The organism is Janthinobacterium sp. PSRC1-1 (genome assembly GCF_049897525.1).
Classification (GTDB): Bacteria; Pseudomonadota; Gammaproteobacteria; order Burkholderiales; family Burkholderiaceae_D; genus Janthinobacterium; species Janthinobacterium tructae.
Map to the genome: position 1 here is coordinate 40,895 of NZ_JAFCWK010000010.1, position 17,021 is coordinate 57,915.

12 protein-coding genes are annotated in these 17,021 nt (G+C 63.5%); all 12 read left to right on the top strand.

The genetic code is table 11. The features are described 5' to 3' along the window. Nucleotides 1–9 precede the first annotated feature (9 nt). The 12 genes from ACP7DW_RS20565 to ACP7DW_RS20620 all read left to right on the top strand — a co-directional run bounded on the left by ACP7DW_RS20565 (nt 10) and on the right by ACP7DW_RS20620 (nt 17,008). Nucleotides 10–1,791 carry a DUF2341 domain-containing protein gene (locus tag ACP7DW_RS20565; RefSeq protein ID WP_426056502.1) on the top strand — a complete coding sequence of 594 codons (1,782 nt, stop codon included), beginning with the start codon at nt 10–12 and terminating at the stop codon, nt 1,789–1,791. Between the two features lie 13 nt (nt 1,792–1,804). Continuing rightward, nucleotides 1,805–2,215, top strand: coding sequence for an ExbD/TolR family protein (locus ACP7DW_RS20570; RefSeq protein ID WP_034753784.1), 411 nt, complete (start codon nt 1,805–1,807; stop codon nt 2,213–2,215). A gap of 10 nt (nt 2,216–2,225) precedes the next feature. Next, a complete protein-coding gene (locus ACP7DW_RS20575; protein ID WP_426056501.1) occupies nt 2,226–2,942 on the top strand; it encodes an energy transducer TonB family protein in 717 nt (238 codons plus the stop codon). Between the two features lie 37 nt (nt 2,943–2,979). Further along, on the top strand, nt 2,980–4,713 hold the full coding sequence (locus ACP7DW_RS20580) for a putative porin (protein ID WP_426056500.1): 1,734 nt from the start codon (nt 2,980–2,982) through the stop codon (nt 4,711–4,713). A gap of 9 nt (nt 4,714–4,722) precedes the next feature. Then, the gene (locus ACP7DW_RS20585; RefSeq protein ID WP_426056499.1) at nt 4,723–5,415 is read left to right on the top strand and encodes a hypothetical protein; all 693 of its coding nucleotides are present in this window, start codon (nt 4,723–4,725) and stop codon (nt 5,413–5,415) included. A gap of 26 nt (nt 5,416–5,441) precedes the next feature. Beyond that, nucleotides 5,442–5,639: a hypothetical protein gene (locus tag ACP7DW_RS20590; protein WP_426056498.1), complete on the top strand. Its 198-nt coding sequence runs from the start codon at nt 5,442–5,444 to the stop codon at nt 5,637–5,639. A gap of 14 nt (nt 5,640–5,653) precedes the next feature. Continuing rightward, nucleotides 5,654–5,932, top strand: a complete 279-nt coding sequence (locus ACP7DW_RS20595; protein WP_426056497.1) for a hypothetical protein — start codon at nt 5,654–5,656, stop codon at nt 5,930–5,932. Between the two features lie 210 nt (nt 5,933–6,142). Next, complete coding sequence (locus ACP7DW_RS20600; protein WP_426056496.1) at nt 6,143–9,247, top strand: DEAD/DEAH box helicase; 3,105 nt, start codon at nt 6,143–6,145, stop codon at nt 9,245–9,247. Between the two features lie 50 nt (nt 9,248–9,297). Next, the gene (locus tag ACP7DW_RS20605; protein ID WP_426056495.1) at nt 9,298–10,434 is read left to right on the top strand and encodes an ATP-binding protein; all 1,137 of its coding nucleotides are present in this window, start codon (nt 9,298–9,300) and stop codon (nt 10,432–10,434) included. 137 nt (nt 10,435–10,571) lie between these two features. Continuing rightward, entirely contained in the window at nt 10,572–11,252 is a 681-nt protein-coding gene (locus tag ACP7DW_RS20610) for a response regulator transcription factor (protein ID WP_034753797.1), read from the top strand. Between the two features lie 155 nt (nt 11,253–11,407). Next, complete coding sequence (locus ACP7DW_RS20615) at nt 11,408–12,130, top strand: transposase (protein WP_426056493.1); 723 nt, start codon at nt 11,408–11,410, stop codon at nt 12,128–12,130. A 177-nt stretch (nt 12,131–12,307) separates the two neighbouring features. Continuing rightward, the gene (locus tag ACP7DW_RS20620; protein WP_426056492.1) at nt 12,308–17,008 is read left to right on the top strand and encodes a glutamate synthase-related protein; all 4,701 of its coding nucleotides are present in this window, start codon (nt 12,308–12,310) and stop codon (nt 17,006–17,008) included. The last annotated feature ends 13 nt before the right edge of the window (nt 17,009–17,021 follow it).

Genomic DNA, 17,021 nt, shown 5'->3' on the forward strand with positions numbered 1-17,021 from the left:
ATTACTGTCATGCAACGTCTTCTTTTCTTGCTCACGATCCTGGGCACGCTCGTTCCCGGCCTGGCGCACGCCTGGTGGCAGCCCGACTGGGCTTACCGCAAACCCGTCACCGTCGATGCCGGCCCGAAGGCGGGCGCCGTGGGCGGCGATCCCGGCCGCATTCCCGTGCTGCTGCGCTTGCATTCGGGTAATTTCAACTTCGAAGGCGTCAGCGACAGTGGCGCCGACCTGCGCTTCGTGGCGGGCGACGACAAGACGGTGCTGAACCACCAGATCGAGCAATTCAACCCGCTCCTGGGCATCGCCCTGATCTGGGTCGACGTGCCGGCCCTGACGGCCGGTACGCCGCAAAAATTGTGGATGTACTACGGCAATCCGAAGGCGCCCGCGTCCGGCAACGGCCAGCGCACTTTTGATCCCGACTACAGCCTGGTGTACCACTTCGCCGAACCTGGCGTGCCCTCGCGCGACAGCACCGCCTACGGCAACCATGCCCAGACGGCCGTGCCGGCGCTCGACGGTTCCGTCATCGGTGCCGGTGCCCGCCTGGGCACGGCGCCCCTGATGCTGCCCGCCTCGCCATCGCTGGCGCTGGCCGCCGCTGCGCCATTTACCTTCTCGGCCTGGGTCCGCCCGGACAGCCTGGGCGCGCAGCAAGTGCTGTATGCGCGCCGCGACGGCGCCAATGAATTGCTGATCGGTATAGACCAGGGCGTGCCGTTCGTGCAGGTGAATGGCCAGCGCAGCAAGCCGGGCCAACCGATCCAGGCCGCGCAATGGTCGCACCTGGCCGTGAAGGCCGACAAAGCCAACGTGGCCCTGTATGTGGGCGGCCGCCCAGCCGTCTCGCTGGCTACCGCCCTGCCAGCGTTGACGACTGCCGCCTCGGTGGGCGCCGATGCGCCGCCGGTCGCTTCTGGTGCCGCCACCCTGGCCAACTTCACGGGCGCCATCGACGAGCTGCGCCTGTCGCGCACGGCCCGTCCCGATGCGCTGCTGCTGGCCGATGCCGTCTCGCAAGGTTCCGAATCGCGCCTGGCCGTGTTTGGCGCCGATGAACAGCAGGCCGGCAAAAGCCATTTTGGTTTCATCATCGCCGCCATGCCGCTCGACGCCTGGATCGTCGTCGGCTTGCTGGGCCTGATGATGGCCTTGTCGTGGATCATCATGATCGGCAAGGGCCGCAGCTATGGCGCCATCGCGCGCGCCAATGCGCAATTCATGCAGTCGTTCCACGAAGCGGCCGGCGCGCCGCTCGATCACCTGGCGCGCAACGGCAAGCTGAGCGCCTCCGTGAAGACCGATTCCTCGCTGTGGCGTCTGTATGACGTGGCCATCGACGAGATGCGCCGCCGCCACGACCGTGGCTACGATTTGAACGCCGTCTCGAACGCGACGATCGGCGCCATCCGCGCCGCCATGGATGGCGTGATGGTGCGCGAAAGCGAGCGCATGTCGAAACGCATGATCTGGCTCTCGACCACCATCGAAGGCGCGCCGTATGTCGGCCTGTTCGGCACCGTGATCGGCATCATGCTGGTGTTTGTCGTGGCGGCCATGGCCGGCGCCGTGGACATCAACTCGGTGGCGCCGGGCATGGCCGCAGCATTGCTGTGTACGGCTGCCGGCCTGGGCGTGGCGATTCCCGCGCTGTTTGGCTACAACTGGCTGTCCTCGCGTTCCGACGCCATCGTCGCCGATATGGCGGTCTTCGTCGACGAATTCGCCACGCGCCTGGCTGAAGAGCAGGGCGACGGACGCCAGATGCGTCCCGTGCTGCACCAGGCGTGAGGGGCACATAACCATGGCCACCTCCGCCAAGTTTACCCCCCGCAAGCGTAGCGGCGGCATCAACATCACGCCCTTCGTCGACGTGCTGCTGGTGGTGCTGGTGATCTTTATTTTGACCAGCAACGCCAGCATTCCCGGCATCAAGGTCGACCTGCCCAAGGCCAGTTCGGCCATGGCGCTGGAAAAACCGAAGACCAAGGCCATCACCATCGACAACGCGGGCCAGGTCTTCCTCGATGCCTATCCCGTCACCCTGCCCGAGCTGGAAGAGCGCTTGCGCACGGAAAAGGCCCTGACGCCCGACTTTCCCGTGATTGTGCGCGGCGATGCCGCCGTGCAATACGCGAAAGTGGTCGAAGTGCTCGACTTGCTGCGCCGCATAGACCTGAACCAGGTGGGTCTGGTGACCGGCAAGCCGGCATGAGGAGCGCAAGGTGAAGCGTGACGACATGATGAAGATGGCCGCCTCGGAACCGTCGGGCGCGGCGCAGTGGTGGCGCCGCTGGGGCGGCGTGGCCGGCGGCGCGCTGCTGGCCGGTGCGCTGGCCGCGCTGGTCTGGTATTTGCTGTCCGACACGGCGGCCACGAAGCGCGAAGTGGCGGCCCCGCCGATGCTGATGCTGCCCCCGCCGCCACCGCCGCCGCCGGAACCGGAAAAACTGCCGGAACCGACGCCCGACAAGGTGGTGCCGGAAGTGTCGGAGCCGGAACCGACGCCGGCCGACAAGCCCATGGATGACGCGCCGGAAAGCCCGTCGCCGGACAAGGGCGACCCCGTCACCATCGACGGTGCGGCGCAGGCCGGCAGCGACGCCTTCGGCATCCAGGCCGGACGCGGTGGCGGCATGAGCGGCAGCGGCGGTGGCGGTGGCCTCGGTGCGGGATCGTATGGCCGCTATGTGGCCAATGCCTTGCAGATGGCGTTCGCCCGCGACCCGCGCACGCGCCAGCTGGCATTCGCCGACATCCGCGTCGATCTGTGGCTCGATACGGAAGGCAAGACGACGAAAGTGCAGCTTGTGCAAGGCACGGGCAATGCGCAGACGGACGAACAAGTGCTGGCCATGGTGCGCGACTTCCGCGCCGACGAGCGTCCGCCGGCGTCCCTGCGTTTCCCGGCGCGCGTATCCATTAAAGGCCGCCGCCCATAGCGTCCTTAATTCATATTCATTTTTACCGAAAGAAGCGATGAACCTCATATTTTCTTCCCCACAGCGCCTGCGCCGCCTTCCGCTGGCGCTGGCCGCCTTCGCCCTGAGCGTGGCGGCCGGCGCGGTGCAAGCGCAGGCCGTCCCGGCCGACAGCACCATGGTCAAACTGATCCGTGGCCTGATCCAGAGCGGCGCCCTCAACAAGGATGCCGGCGAAGCCTTGCTGGCGCAGGCGCAGAGCGAGGCGCTGGCGCAAGCACAGCGCCCTGCCGCGGCACCGGCCGCCCTGGCGCAGGTACAGCCAGGCGACGTGCGCGTGCCCTACATTTCGCACACCGTGCGCGAACAGATCCGCGACGAGATCAAGAGACAAGTGCTGGCCGAGGCAAAAGCGGGCGGCTGGGCGGCGCCGAATGAAACGCCGGCCTGGACCAAGCGCATCCGCGTCGAAGGCGACGTGCGCGCGCGCTACGAATCGCGCTACTACGACATGGCCAACAGCAATATCGAGATCGACTGGCGCTCCCTCAACAGCGGCAGCGGCTATGACGTCAATGCGAACACCAACCTGGCCCTGCCGGCGCTGCTCAACACGCGCCAAGACCGCAAGCACTTGCTGCGCGCGCGTGCCCGCCTGGGCATCCTGGCCGACATTTCCGACAACACGCAAGCGGGCATCCGCCTGGCCAGCGGCAACGACGACAGCCCCGTGTCGACCACGCAAACCCTGGGCGGCGGCCTGGGCAAGAAAAACATCTGGCTGGACCAGGCCTGGCTGTCGTACCAGCCCGCTTCCTGGTTGAAACTGACGGCGGGCCGCTTCGATAACCCCTTCGTGTCGGGCGACGAACTGTTTTCCAGCGAACTCAATTTCGACGGCATCGCCGCCAAGCTGCAGCAACCGGTGGGCGAGAGCAAGGACGTCACCGTGTTCGGTACCCTGGGCCTGATTCCGCTCGAGTATTCGTCCGACAATGCGCCGAACCGCAGCCAGGCAAAAATGTCGAGCGAAAACAAATGGCTGCTCGGTGCGCAGGTGGGCGCCTCGTGGAAGATCAATAGCGACCACCAATTGCGCGGCGCGCTGGCCTACTACAACTTCCGCAACATCAGCGGCGAATATTCGCAGCCGTGCGCGCTGTACGCGGGCGCCGATGGCTGCAGCACGGACTGGTCGCGTCCGTCGAGCATGCAAAAGGGCAATAGCTTGATGCTGTTGCGCAATATCGCCCTGAACCCGCTCGATCCGGCGAATACGCCGCAGCCGCAATTCGTCGGCCTGGCGTCGAAGTTCCGCCTGGCCAATATCAATGCGCGCTGGGATAGCAAGGTGGCCGGTGGCAAGGACTTGCGCATCGAAGGCGATTATGTGCGCAACATGGCCTACGACAAGAGTGCCATGTGGGCGCGCGCCAAGGGCGGCATCATGAACAACTTCGGCGGCACGGGCGGCGTCTCGCAAGCCGATTTCAGGAGCGGCGGCAATGCCTACATGCTGCAGGCGACGCTGGGCAAGGCCAGCCCGGCGGCGCGCGGCGACTGGAACGTGCTGCTTGGCTACAAGCGCATCGAACCGGACGCCTTGCCTGACGCCTACAACGATTCCACCTTCCACCTGGGCGGCACGAATGCGCGCGGGTATTACTTGGGCGGCGCGTATGCGCTCGACAAGAATACCTGGCTCAATGGCCGCTGGACGTCGAGCCGCGAAGTGTTCGGTTCGGCGCTGTCGATCGACACCCTGCAGCTCGAATTGAACGCGCGTTTTTAAGGAGCCATGATGTTGATATTCAACAAAACGCGTTTGCCGGTTTTGCTGCTGATGCTGCTGGCCGGTGGCGCCGCCCAGGCGCAGGGACAGAAGGGGCAAAGCATGGAAGAGCGCCTGCGTGCCGAATTGCGTAATGTCACGGCGCAATTGCAGCAGACGCGCGGCGAGCTGGACGTGCTCAAAGCCAAGGGTACGCCCGCCGCCAAGGCCGCGCCCGCTGCTGCCGCAGCGCCCGCCAGCGACGGCTTGAAAAAGGAGCTGGCCCGCAGCCAGTCGCAACTGGCGCAGGAGCGCGCGCAGAAGGAAAAACTGGCTGCCGAGCAACAGCGCAGCGCCGCCGCCGCGCAAGAGGCAACGGCCCACCTGGCGCAATTGCGCCAGGCCAGCGAGCAGCTGGCCGCCACGGGCAAGCAGATCGAAGCGGAGCGTGCGCGCCTCGACGGCGAAGTGGCGTCGCAGCGCGGCGCCCTGGCGCGCTGCGAAAGCAAGAATGCCCAGCTGTATGCGGCCGGGCAGGACATCCTGCAAGCGTATGAGGGGCTTGACGTGCTGGGCGTCATGCAAGCGCGCCAGCCGTTCGCCGCGCAAAGCCGCGTGAAACTCGAGCAAATCGCCCAGCAATATGGCGACCAGTTGTACCAGGGCCGCTTCGATGCGCGTCAGACGGAAACGCAGGCCGCGCCCGCAGCAGCCCCCCAATAATTTTCTTTGAAATGAATGGAATGACGATGGAACACACCAACACCAACTTGCTGACCACCCTGAATGCGGAACAAACGGCCGAGGCCATCAAGGCGGCCGGCTGCGCCGTGACGAGCATCGAACACGACGGCGTCGTGCGTCTGCACAGTGCCAGCCATGGCATCGGCTTTCAAGTGTTGTGGGGCAATGAAACGGCGCCCGGCCAGTACGCGGACCTGCCCTGAGCTGCCCGCTGCGCGTGCAGGGCGGCGACTTGCCGGCCGGCTTGCTGGCCGAATGGCACCGCAGCAAGCGTTTTGCCCGCGTGGCCCAGCATGGCGATTTCGTCGTGCTGGAAATGGATGTGCTGGTCGCCGGCGGCGTCAGCAGCGAATACCTGAATATCAATCTGCAACTGTGGACGCAGATGATGGGGCAGTTCTTCTTGTTTTTGCGCAACTTTACGCCAGCCGATACGAGCACGGCGCCGGTAGTCGAGGCCGCCAGTGTGGCGGAAGAAGAAACTGTGCCGGCCTGACAAGAGCCGCCCACGGGCGGCGAAGATGGCCAGTGACGGGCCACTTTTGCCGCTTGCGGGCCCCAAGTGTCGTATTAAATACTTATTTTTTAGGCATCGCGCATTAAAACTGTTCAAAGAGCGTGTGTGAATCAAGCCAGCAACGCCTGTATGGCGGATAATATTGCCTGTTGCCGATTTGGATACGACCTTTACACAAACATGCGCCCCATGGATTTTACCCGCGACGAAACCAGTGAAACCCCAGTTGCCCCGGCCAGCGCGCCGGGAGCGCCTTTGCCGTATGCCGTGGCCACCTGGCTGCAGCGGGTGGAGGCTGCCGCCCATCCGAAGGCCGTGCTGAGCATTGCCGAACCGGACCCCAAACTCAACCAGCATCGCTTGATCTACGTGCTGGCGCCCACCAGCGGTGGCCGCCACGTGGCCCTGTGCCTGTACAAGGCGCGGCTGCGGCCGAATGGCGACGTGGCGGCCGCTTCTCCCATCAGCGAAATCTTTTCGCTGCTGTCGGCGCCGCCCACGTTCTTGACGCCGGCCGACGAAGACCTCGTGCGTTTCTTCGTGGCCATGCGCAGCGGGCAGAACTCGCAGACGGGCAGCGCCACGGAGCCGAAGGGCAAGGTGGGCGCGGCCCTGCTGAAAATGCTGGCCGAGCAGGATAAATTATTGTGGGCCAATTCCTGGGCCGATGTCGGCAATGGCCTCGTGTACCCGTTGAAGGAAGGTCCCGTGCGTCCCGCGCGCCTGTTCTGGCGCGACGAAGGCAAGACCATGCGCCTGGGCTGGCAAGTGGACCCGCCGGAAGGCGCGAAGCACCATGGCGCCGACCAGATCGACTACATGCTGCCCACCGATCCGCCGTGGTACATCGACAATCTGTCGTGCGGCGTGCTGGAACTGAACCAGGGCGGCTCCGACATTTCCCTGGCCGACCTGCAAGCGCTGGTGGCACAGGCGCCGCCGTTGAACGCGAACGACAAGGTGCGCGTGTCGCAACTGCTGCTGGCGCAGGGTTTGCAGCATTTGATGCCGCTGCCGCAACCGTTGCCGCAGCGCTTGCGCAAGGACGTGCCGGCGCAACCGGTCTTGCTGCTTGACAGCGCCCTGCTGGCCGATGGCAGCGCGCAGCGCTGGAGCGATTTCGCCGTGCTGTCCTACGACTACGATGGCGAGCGCGTCGCGTTCGACCCGTCGCAGCGCGTGGTGCGGCAAGTGGGCGAGGTGACGGAAATTATCCAGAGAAATACGCTCGATGAAGCGCGCGCGCTGGCCACCCTTGCCGAGCTGCAATTCAAGAAGCCGGGCTCGGCCCCCTTGAGCGGCTTGAAGGGCGCCTTGCAACTGCCTTCCCAGGCGGAATGGCTGCGTTTTGCCGAGTCCGGCATCGACGCCTTGCGTAAGCAGGGCTGGATCGTGGAAAAGACGGCCAAGTACCGCTACGACGTGAGCGACGTGGGCGACTGGTACGCGGAGATCGACGACCAGGACCCGGACAGCGGCAACGCCTGGTTCGAGCTGGAACTGGGCATCGTCGTGAATCACGAAAGAGTGCCGCTGCTGCCCGTGCTGGTGCAGCTGATCCGCAACGCGCCCAACGATTTCAACCCGAAAGTCATCGAGGCGCATGCCGACGATGACCAGATGCTGGCGACCTTGCCGGACGGCACGCGCGTCGCGCTGCCGTGGGGCCGTGTGCGCCCCATCCTCAACACCCTGGGGGAACTGTACTTCAGCGACAAGATCAAACATGCGGTGCGCATGTCGACCCTCGATGCGGCGCGCCTGGAAGAGCTGGCGCGCGGCCTGGAACTGCGCTGGACGGGCGGCGAGCAATTGCGCGCCATGGGCCGCAAGCTGAGCCAGTTCGGTTCCGTGCAAAAAGTGGCGGCACCAGCTGGCCTGCAGGCAACCCTGCGCGATTACCAGGCCGACGGCCTGGCGTGGATGCAATTCCTGCGCGACCATGACCTGGCGGGGATTTTGGCCGATGACATGGGTCTCGGTAAGACCGTGCAAACGCTGGCGCATATCCTGGTGGAAAAGGAAGCGGGCCGTTTGACGCATCCGGCGCTCGTGATTGCACCGACGAGTTTGATGGGCAACTGGCAGGACGAGGCGGCCAAGTTCGCGCCCAGCCTGAAAGTGTTGCTGCTGCAAGGCAAGGACCGCGCGCAGCAATTCGACCAGATCGACCAGTGCGACCTGGTGCTGACGACGTACGCGCTGTTGCCGCGCGACGAGGAAACCTTGCGCGAGCACGATTTCCACCTGGTCATCCTCGACGAATCGCACTACATCAAGAATACGCGCAGCAAGGCGGCGCAAAGCGCGGGCCTGCTGCGCGCGCGCCACCGCCTGTGCCTGTCCGGCACGCCGCTGGAAAATCATTTGGGCGAACTGTGGTCGCAATTCCACTTCCTGCTGCCGGGCTTGCTGGGCGACGAGAAGACGTTCAACACCCAGTTCCGCCACCCGATCGAGCGCCAGGATGATCCGCTGCGCCGCATGCTGCTGAACCGCCGCATCAAACCGTTCCTGCTGCGCCGCACGAAGGACAATGTGGCCAAGGAACTGCCGCCGAAGACGGAAATGGTGCGCAAGGTGGAATTGACGGGGCCGCAACGCGACCTGTATGAAACCGTGCGTCTGGCGATGGATCAAAAAGTGCGCGAAGAAATCGACAAGAAGGGCGTGGCGCGCAGCCAGATCGTCATCCTCGAAGCGCTGCTGAAACTGCGGCAAGTCTGCTGTGACCCGCGCCTCGTCAAATCCTTGCCGGCGAAGAAGCAATCGGCCGGTTCGGCCAAGCTGCTCGACCTGATGCAGATGGTGGAAGACTTGCTCGACGAAGGGCGCAAGATCCTCGTTTTCTCGCAATTTACCAGCATGCTGGAATTGATCGAGGAAGAGCTCGAATCGCGCGACATTCCCTACGCCTTGCTGACGGGCGAGACGAAGGACCGGGGCGCGCAAGTGGCGGCCTTCCAGCAGGGTGCCGTGCCCATCTTCCTGATCAGCCTGAAGGCGGGCGGCGTGGGCCTGAACCTGACGGCGGCCGACACGGTCATCCACTACGATCCGTGGTGGAATCCGGCGGCGGAAAACCAGGCCACGGACCGCGCCTGGCGCATCGGCCAGGACAAGCCCGTGTTCGTCTACAAATTGATCGCGAAGGGCACGCTGGAAGAAAAAATCCAGCTGCTGCAGCAAAAGAAATCGGAGCTGGCGCAATCGATCCTGGCCGAAGGCGAAGCGCAGAAGATGGCGCTCACGCAGGAAGACTTGCAGCAGATTTTCGCTCCACTGGAAGATTAAGGGGGCCGCTGGCCCTATACTTGGCGCTTCTTTCTTGCCAGGTATAAAGCATGCTGCCCTTCCTGCCCTTTCTTCTCCTGCTGCTTGCCGGCGCCATCCTCATGGCGCTGCGTTTCGTCCAGTTGCGCCGCGCCCTGCTGCGCGCGCGGGCGGGCGAAGCGCAGTTCCGCCTGCTGGCCGAACACGGCCGCGACGCGGCCTTCCTGCTCGACGCCACTACCCTCGAATTACTCTACATCAGCCCCGCCGCGCAGCGCCTGACGGGCCATGACTTGCCCGCCTTGCAGAGCCACGCGGCGCGCCTGGCGCAAGATCTGCCAGCCCGCTTGCAGCGCTGGCGCGCTGGCGACACCAGCCGTTTGTCCCTGCTGCGCGAAGTGGAACTGCCGCATGCCGACGGGCATCTGCTGGCGCTGGAAATCAGCTCGACCATCGTGCCCGCCGCACCGGGGCGGGGCGAAACCGTCGTGGGCACGCTGCGCGATGTCAGCGCCATCCAGGCGCAGGAAGCCGAGCGGGAAAAGGAGCAGAAGCGCTTCGCCTCGATGCTGTCGCATGAGTTCCGCACGCCGCTGGCCACCATCGACGGCGCCATCCAGCGCCTCGTCTCGACGTCGAAAGACGCCGACGAGGCTACGCGCAAGCGCTATGTGAAAATCCAGACGGCCGTCGACCGCCTGCTGGCCATGATCGACGACTATTTGTCGCCCGAACGCATGGCGGCCATCGGCCGCGAGCGGGCCGCCGACGGCATCGCGCCGCTGGCCTTGCTGCAGCAGGCGGCCGCCACCGTGCCCGCCAGCCACCGCGTGCAGCTGGAACTGGACGAGGACTTGCCGGCCAGACTGCGCTGCGACGTGCCCGGCATGGCTCTGTGCCTGAAAATCCTGCTGGACAATGCCGTCAAGTTCAGCCCGCCTGGGAGCAGTATCACCGTGTCGGCCAGGCTGGTGCCCGAGGGCGGTGTGGCCCTGTGCGTGCGCGATGCGGGGCCCGGCTTGCGGGAAGACGAACTGGCGCAATTGTTCGAAAAAGGCAGCCGTGGAACTCATGCCACGCATCCCGGTGCGGGCCTGGGCCTGTACATGGCACGCGCCGTAGTGGACGTGCATGGGGGGAGTTTGCAAGGGCATAATCTGCCCGAAGGCGGGGCGCTTTTCCGCATTTGGCTGCCGCTTCCTGTCTAGACAAGGAAAAGCCTTGCTTCCGCTGAAGGCAACCGTGATAATTCCTTGACGTAAACCTATTGTGCCGTCCATCATGGTGCAGAAGTGAATGGCATGGTTTGCCCACGGTAGCTCACTAACGGAAGAATGGCGTTGCAATGACGAAAATACTGATCGTCGAAGACAATCTGGACTACGCCGAAGACATGGCGGAGTTTCTCGTTGAGCTCGAACATGAAGTCCATATCACCAGCTCCGCTGGCGGGATGTGGACGGCGTTGAGCCATGGCAATGTCGGCGTGGTGGTGCTGGACCTGGGCTTGCCTGACGAGGACGGCTTCAACGTCATCCCCCGCATGCGCCAGCTGTATCCGCAAATTGGCGTGCTGGTGCTGACGGGGCGTGTCGCTTTCGACAGCCGCATCCTGGGCTTGCGCCTGGGCGCCGACCACTATCTGACCAAGCCGATCAAGTTTCCCGAACTGGCCGCCCACATCGAGGCGCTCGACCGCCGCGTCGGCCCGCAAGACCCCGTGCCCGAGCCGGGCAAGTGGACCTTGAAAGTGAGCGCGCGCCAACTTGAGCTGATGGGCGCCGTCATCGCCCTGACGGAAAAGGAGTTCAACTTCCTGCACTTGCTCACCATCAACACCCGCCCCGTGCCGCGCGACGTCATCGTGGCCGGTATGGGCGGCGAAGACCCCGATGCGGGCCGCAGGGTCGACATGCTCGTGTACCGCCTGCGCAAGAAAGCCAAGACGGGCCTGGGCCAGGACTTGCCGCTGCGCAGTGCGTATGGCGAGGGCTACAGCCTGTCGGCCAGCTTTAATCTGTCCTGATCGTCCCTATTGCACCGCCCGCAAGCGGGTTGCAGCATAAAAGGGACAGAGTCCAGCGTTTTTCCCGATATTTTCAATCAAACAGGGTCAGAGTCGCGTCCGGTGCGCCAGAGTGTGTAAAATCAAGGCCTTAGCCTTCATTTTATGACTTTGCCATGGCCCGTTTGCCCCGTCTCATCATTCCCGCACTGCCCCATTACGTGATCCAGCGCGGCAGCAACCGCCAGCCGGTGTTCCAGGACGCGTCCGACTACGCGCAATGCCTGTCCTGGCTGAAAACGGGCGCGAAAATGTTCAAGGTGGCCATCCACGCCTACGTTTTATTGCCTGATCAGCTACATTTGTTGGCCACGCCCAGCGATGCGACGGGGCTGGGACAGCTGATGCAGTGGCTGGGACGCTATTACGTGCCGTATTTCAACCAAAAATACGGCCGCGAAGGTGCTTTGTGGCAGGGACGCTACAAAACGGCCGTCATCGATGCCGACAATTTCTTCCTGACTTGCTGCCGCTACCTGGAATGCGCGCCCGTGCAAACGGGCCTGGCGGCTCAGGCGTTGGACCATGCGTGGTCCAGCTATGCCCACCATGCCGGTGTGCGCCCCGATCCCCTCATCACCGACCATGCGCTGTACTGGGCGCTGGGCAATACGCCGTTCGACCGCGAGGCCGCGTATCTGCGCCTGTTCGAGCAGGGACTGGGCAGCAGCCAGGTGAAAGTGGTGGAAGCGGCTGTATTGAAGGGCTGGCCGCTGGGCTCCGACGCTTTCAAGCAGGCGCTGGAGCAGAAAATGCAGCGGCAAGTGCTGCCTGCCAAGCGGGGCCGTCCCCGCAAAATCGCGGCCGCAACGGATGCCGTGAAAGAGATTCGCATTTAAAACAAAAAATGGTTTCTTTCTGACGTTTTATTGACATTGCTTCGACTATGTCCCTATTAAATTTTTAGAGAGACAGAATCAAATTCAATTCGACTCCGACCCTAATTGTTCTAGTTGAGTTTTTTGTTGCGTTGCACTACTCTAGGTTTTCGATACTCATATGCAGCGGAGAAGCCCATGAAAGCGCAAGGCCTGTACGACCCAGCCAATGAACACGATGCCTGCGGCGTCGGTTTCGTCGCCCATATCAAGGGCAACAAGACCCATTCGATCGTCGAACAGGGTTTGCTGATTCTGAAAAACCTCGATCACCGGGGCGCCGTGGGCGCCGATGCGCTGATGGGCGATGGCGCCGGCATCCTGATCCAGATTCCCGACCAGTACTACCGCGAAGAAATGGCCAAGCAGGGCGTGGAATTGCCGCCGCCTGGCGAATACGGCGTGGGCATGGTCTTCCTGCCGAAGGAACACGCGTCGCGCATCGCCTGCGAACAGGAAATCGAACGCGCCGTGCGCATCGAGGGACAAGTCGTACTGGGCTGGCGCAACGTGCCCATCGATACGGACATGCCGATGTCGCCCACCGTGCGCGCCAAGGAACCGGTCATCCGCCAGATTTTCATCGGCCGCGGCCCGGACATCATGGTCACCGATGCGCTCGAGCGCAAACTGTATGTGATCCGCAAATCGTCGGGCCACGCCATCCAGGCCTTGAAGCTGCTGCACGGCAAGGAATTCTTCGTGCCGTCGATGTCGGCGCGCACGATTGTGTATAAAGGCTTGCTGCTGGCCGACCAGGTGGGCGTGTACTACAAGGACTTGCAGGACGCGCGCTGCATCTCGGCCCTGGCCCTGGTGCACCAGCGTTTCTCGACGAATACTTTCCCCGAATGGCCGCTGGCCCACCCTTACCGTTTGATCGCGCACAATGGCGAGATCAATACCGTCAAAGGCAACTTCAACTGGATGCGCGCGCGCGAAGGCGTGATGAAGTCGGCCGTGCTGGGCGACGACCTGCAAAAGCTGTTCCCGTTGATCTATGAAGGCCAGTCCGACACGGCGTGTTTCGACAATGCGCTGGAACTGCTGTTGATGGCCGGCTATCCGATCGCCCAGGCGATGATGATGATGATCCCGGAAGCGTGGGAAAACCACACGACGATGGACGACAACCGCCGCGCCTTCTATGAATACCACGCGGCCATGATGGAACCGTGGGACGGCCCCGCCGCCATGGCGTTTACGGATGGCCGCCATATCGGCGGCACCCTGGACCGCAATGGCTTGCGTCCGGCCCGTTATATCGTCACGGACGACGACCTGGTGGTGATGGCGTCGGAATCGGGCGTGCTGCCGATCCCGGAATCGAAAATCATCCAGAAATGGCGCTTGCAGCCTGGCAAAATGTTCCTGATCGACCTGGAAGCGGGCCGCATCATCGACGACCAGGAACTGAAAAACACCTACGCCAACGCCAAGCCGTATAAAGCGTGGATCAACTCGGTGCGCATCAAGCTCGACGAGATCAAGCTGGCCGAAGGCCAAGCCAAGCAAGACCGTGCCCAGGGCGAAAAAGAGCAGCCATCGCTGCTCGACCGCCAGCAGGCGTTCGGCTACACGCAGGAAGACTTGAAATTCCTCATGGCGCCGATGGCCGTGGCCGGCGAAGAGGCGACGGGCTCGATGGGCAATGACTCGCCGCTGGCCGTCATGTCGAACAAATTGAAACCGCTGTATAACTACTTCAAGCAACTGTTCGCGCAAGTGACGAACCCGCCGATCGACCCGATCCGCGAAGCGATGGTGATGTCGCTGGTGTCGTTCATCGGCCCGAAACCGAACTTGTTAGATACCAACAACGTCAACCCGCCGATGCGCCTGGAAGTGGCGCAGCCCGTGCTGGGCTTTGACGACATGGCGCGTCTGCGCAACATCAGCGCCCACACGGGCGGCAAGTTCAAGTCGTACGAACTGGACATCTGCTACCCGCTGGCCTGGGGCAAGGAAGGCGTGGAAGCATGCCTGGCCTCGCTGTGCGCGGAAGCCGTCGATGCCGTCAAGTCCGGCCACAACATCCTGATCGTGTCGGACCGCGCCATCTGCGCCGACCAGGTGGCGATCCCCGCGCTGCTGGCCACGTCCACCGTGCACCAGCACCTGGTGAGCAAGGGCTTGCGCGCGTCCACCGGCCTCGTCGTGGAAACGGGCTCGGCCCGCGAAACGCACCACTTCGCCTTGCTGGCCGGCTATGGCGCGGAAGCCGTCCACCCGTATCTGGCCATGGAAACCCTGGCCGAGATGGCGCACGGCTTGCCGGGCGACCTGTCGGCCGAGAAAGCCATCTATAACTACACCAAGGCGGTCGGCAAAGGCTTGATGAAGGTCATGTCGAAGATGGGCATTTCGACGTACATGTCGTACTGCGGCGCGCAAATCTTCGAAGCCATCGGCCTGAACAAGTCGCTGGTCGATAAATACTTCAAGGGCACGGCCTCGAACGTGGAAGGTATCGGCGTGTTTGAAGTGGCGGAAGAAGCGCTGCGCCTGCACGCGCTGGCCTTCGGCAACGATCCCGTGCTGGCGGACAAGCTCGACGCGGGCGGCGAATACGCGTTCCGCGTGCGTGGCGAAGACCACATGTGGACGCCGGATGCGATTGCCAAGTTGCAGCATTCCACGCGCAGCAACAATTTCTCCAGCTATAAAGAGTACGCGCAAATCATCAACGACCAGAGCCGTCGCCACCTGACCCTGCGCGGCTTGTTCGAGTTCAAGCTCGACCCGACCAAGGCGATCCCGCTCGATGAAGTGGAACCGGCCAAGGAAATCGTCAAGCGTTTCGCTACCGGCGCCATGTCGCTCGGCTCGATCAGCACGGAAGCGCACGCGACCCTGGCAGTGGCCATGAACCGCATCGGCGGCAAGTCGAACACGGGCGAGGGCGGCGAAGATCCGAACCGCTACACGCAGGAATTGAAGGGCATCCCGATCCGCCAGGGCGACACGATGGCATCCATCGTGGGCGCCGAGCAGATCGTCGTCGATATTCCGCTGCAGGAAGGCGATTCCATGCGCTCGCGCATCAAGCAGGTGGCGTCGGGACGTTTCGGCGTCACGGCCGCCTACCTGAACTCGGCCGACCAGATCCAGATCAAGATGGCGCAAGGCGCGAAACCGGGCGAAGGCGGCCAGTTGCCAGGCCATAAAGTGTCCGAATACATCGCCAGCCTGCGCTTTTCCGTGCCGGGCGTGGGCCTGATTTCGCCGCCGCCGCATCACGACATCTATTCGATCGAAGATCTGGCGCAGCTGATCCATGACTTGAAGAACGCCAATCCGCGTGCCTCGATTTCCGTGAAACTGGTGTCGGAAGTCGGCATCGGCACGGTCGCCGCCGGCGTCACCAAGGCCAAAGCCGACCATGTGGTCGTCGCCGGCCACGACGGCGGCACGGGCGCCTCGCCATTGTCGTCCGTGAAGCATGCGGGGACGCCATGGGAGCTGGGTCTGGCCGAAACACAACAAACGCTGGTCTTGAATGGCTTGCGCAGCCGCATCCGCGTGCAGGCCGACGGCCAGATGAAGACGGGCCGCGACGTGGTCATCGCCGCCCTGCTGGGCGCCGACGAAATCGGTTTCGCCACGGCGCCGCTGGTGGTCGAAGGTTGCATCATGATGCGCAAATGCCATTTGAACACCTGCCCGGTGGGCGTGGCCACGCAAGACCCGGTGCTGCGCGCCAAGTTCTCCGGCAAGCCCGAGTATGTCGTCAATTACTTCTTCTTCGTTGCCGAAGAGGCCCGTCAATTGATGGCGCAACTGGGTATCCGCACGTATGACGAATTGATCGGCCGCGTCGATTTGCTCGATAAATCGAAGGCGATTTCGCACTGGAAGGCGCAAGGCCTGGACTTCTCGGCCATCTTCTACAAGCCGGAAACACCAAGCGGCCAAGCCTGCCGCCATGTGGAATTCCAGGACCATGCGCTGGAAAAGGCGCTCGACCACAAGCTGATCGCGCAAGCGCGCGCGGCGCTGGAGAAGGGCGAACGCGTCTCCTTCATCTCGCCCGTGCGCAACGTCAACCGCACGGTGGGCACCATGCTGTCCGGCGAAGTGGCGAAGAAATATGGCCACGCCGGCTTGCCGGACGACACCATCCATATCCAGCTGCAAGGCACGGCGGGCCAGTCGGCCTGCGCCTTCCTGGCGCACGGCATCACGATCGACCTGGTGGGCGAGGGCAACGATTACGTCGGCAAGGGCTTGTCCGGCGGGCGCATCATCGTGCGGCCGAATACGGAATTCCGTGGCTGGGCCGTGGACAACATCATCATCGGCAACACGGTGCTGTACGGCGCCATTGCCGGCGAAGCGTTCTTCAATGGCGTGGCCGGCGAACGCTTTGCCGTGCGCAACTCGGGCGCCACCACGGTGGTCGAGGGCCTGGGCGACCATGGCTGCGAATACATGACGGGCGGCACGGTCGTGGTGCTGGGCAACACGGGACGCAACTTCGCGGCCGGCATGTCGGGCGGCATCGCCTATGTCTATGACCCGCTGGGTGACTTTGCCAGCAAATGCAACACGGCCATGGTCAGCCTGGACAAGGTCGTGTCGGCAGCGGAACAGCATCTCGACCGCGACGCCTGGCATACGCAGCACCGCGACGGCGTGCCGGAAGCCGACGAGGTCATCCTCAAGCGCCTGATCGAGCGTCACTTCAAGCACACGGGCAGCACCCGCGCCCGCGTCCTGCTCGACGATTGGGCCGCGGCGCGCGGCAAGTTCGTGAAAGTCTTCCCGAACGAATACAAGCGCGCGCTGATTGAAATGGCAGCGGACGCCGCCATGGAAGTACAAGCCGTCGCCGCCTGAGCCAGCCGAGATG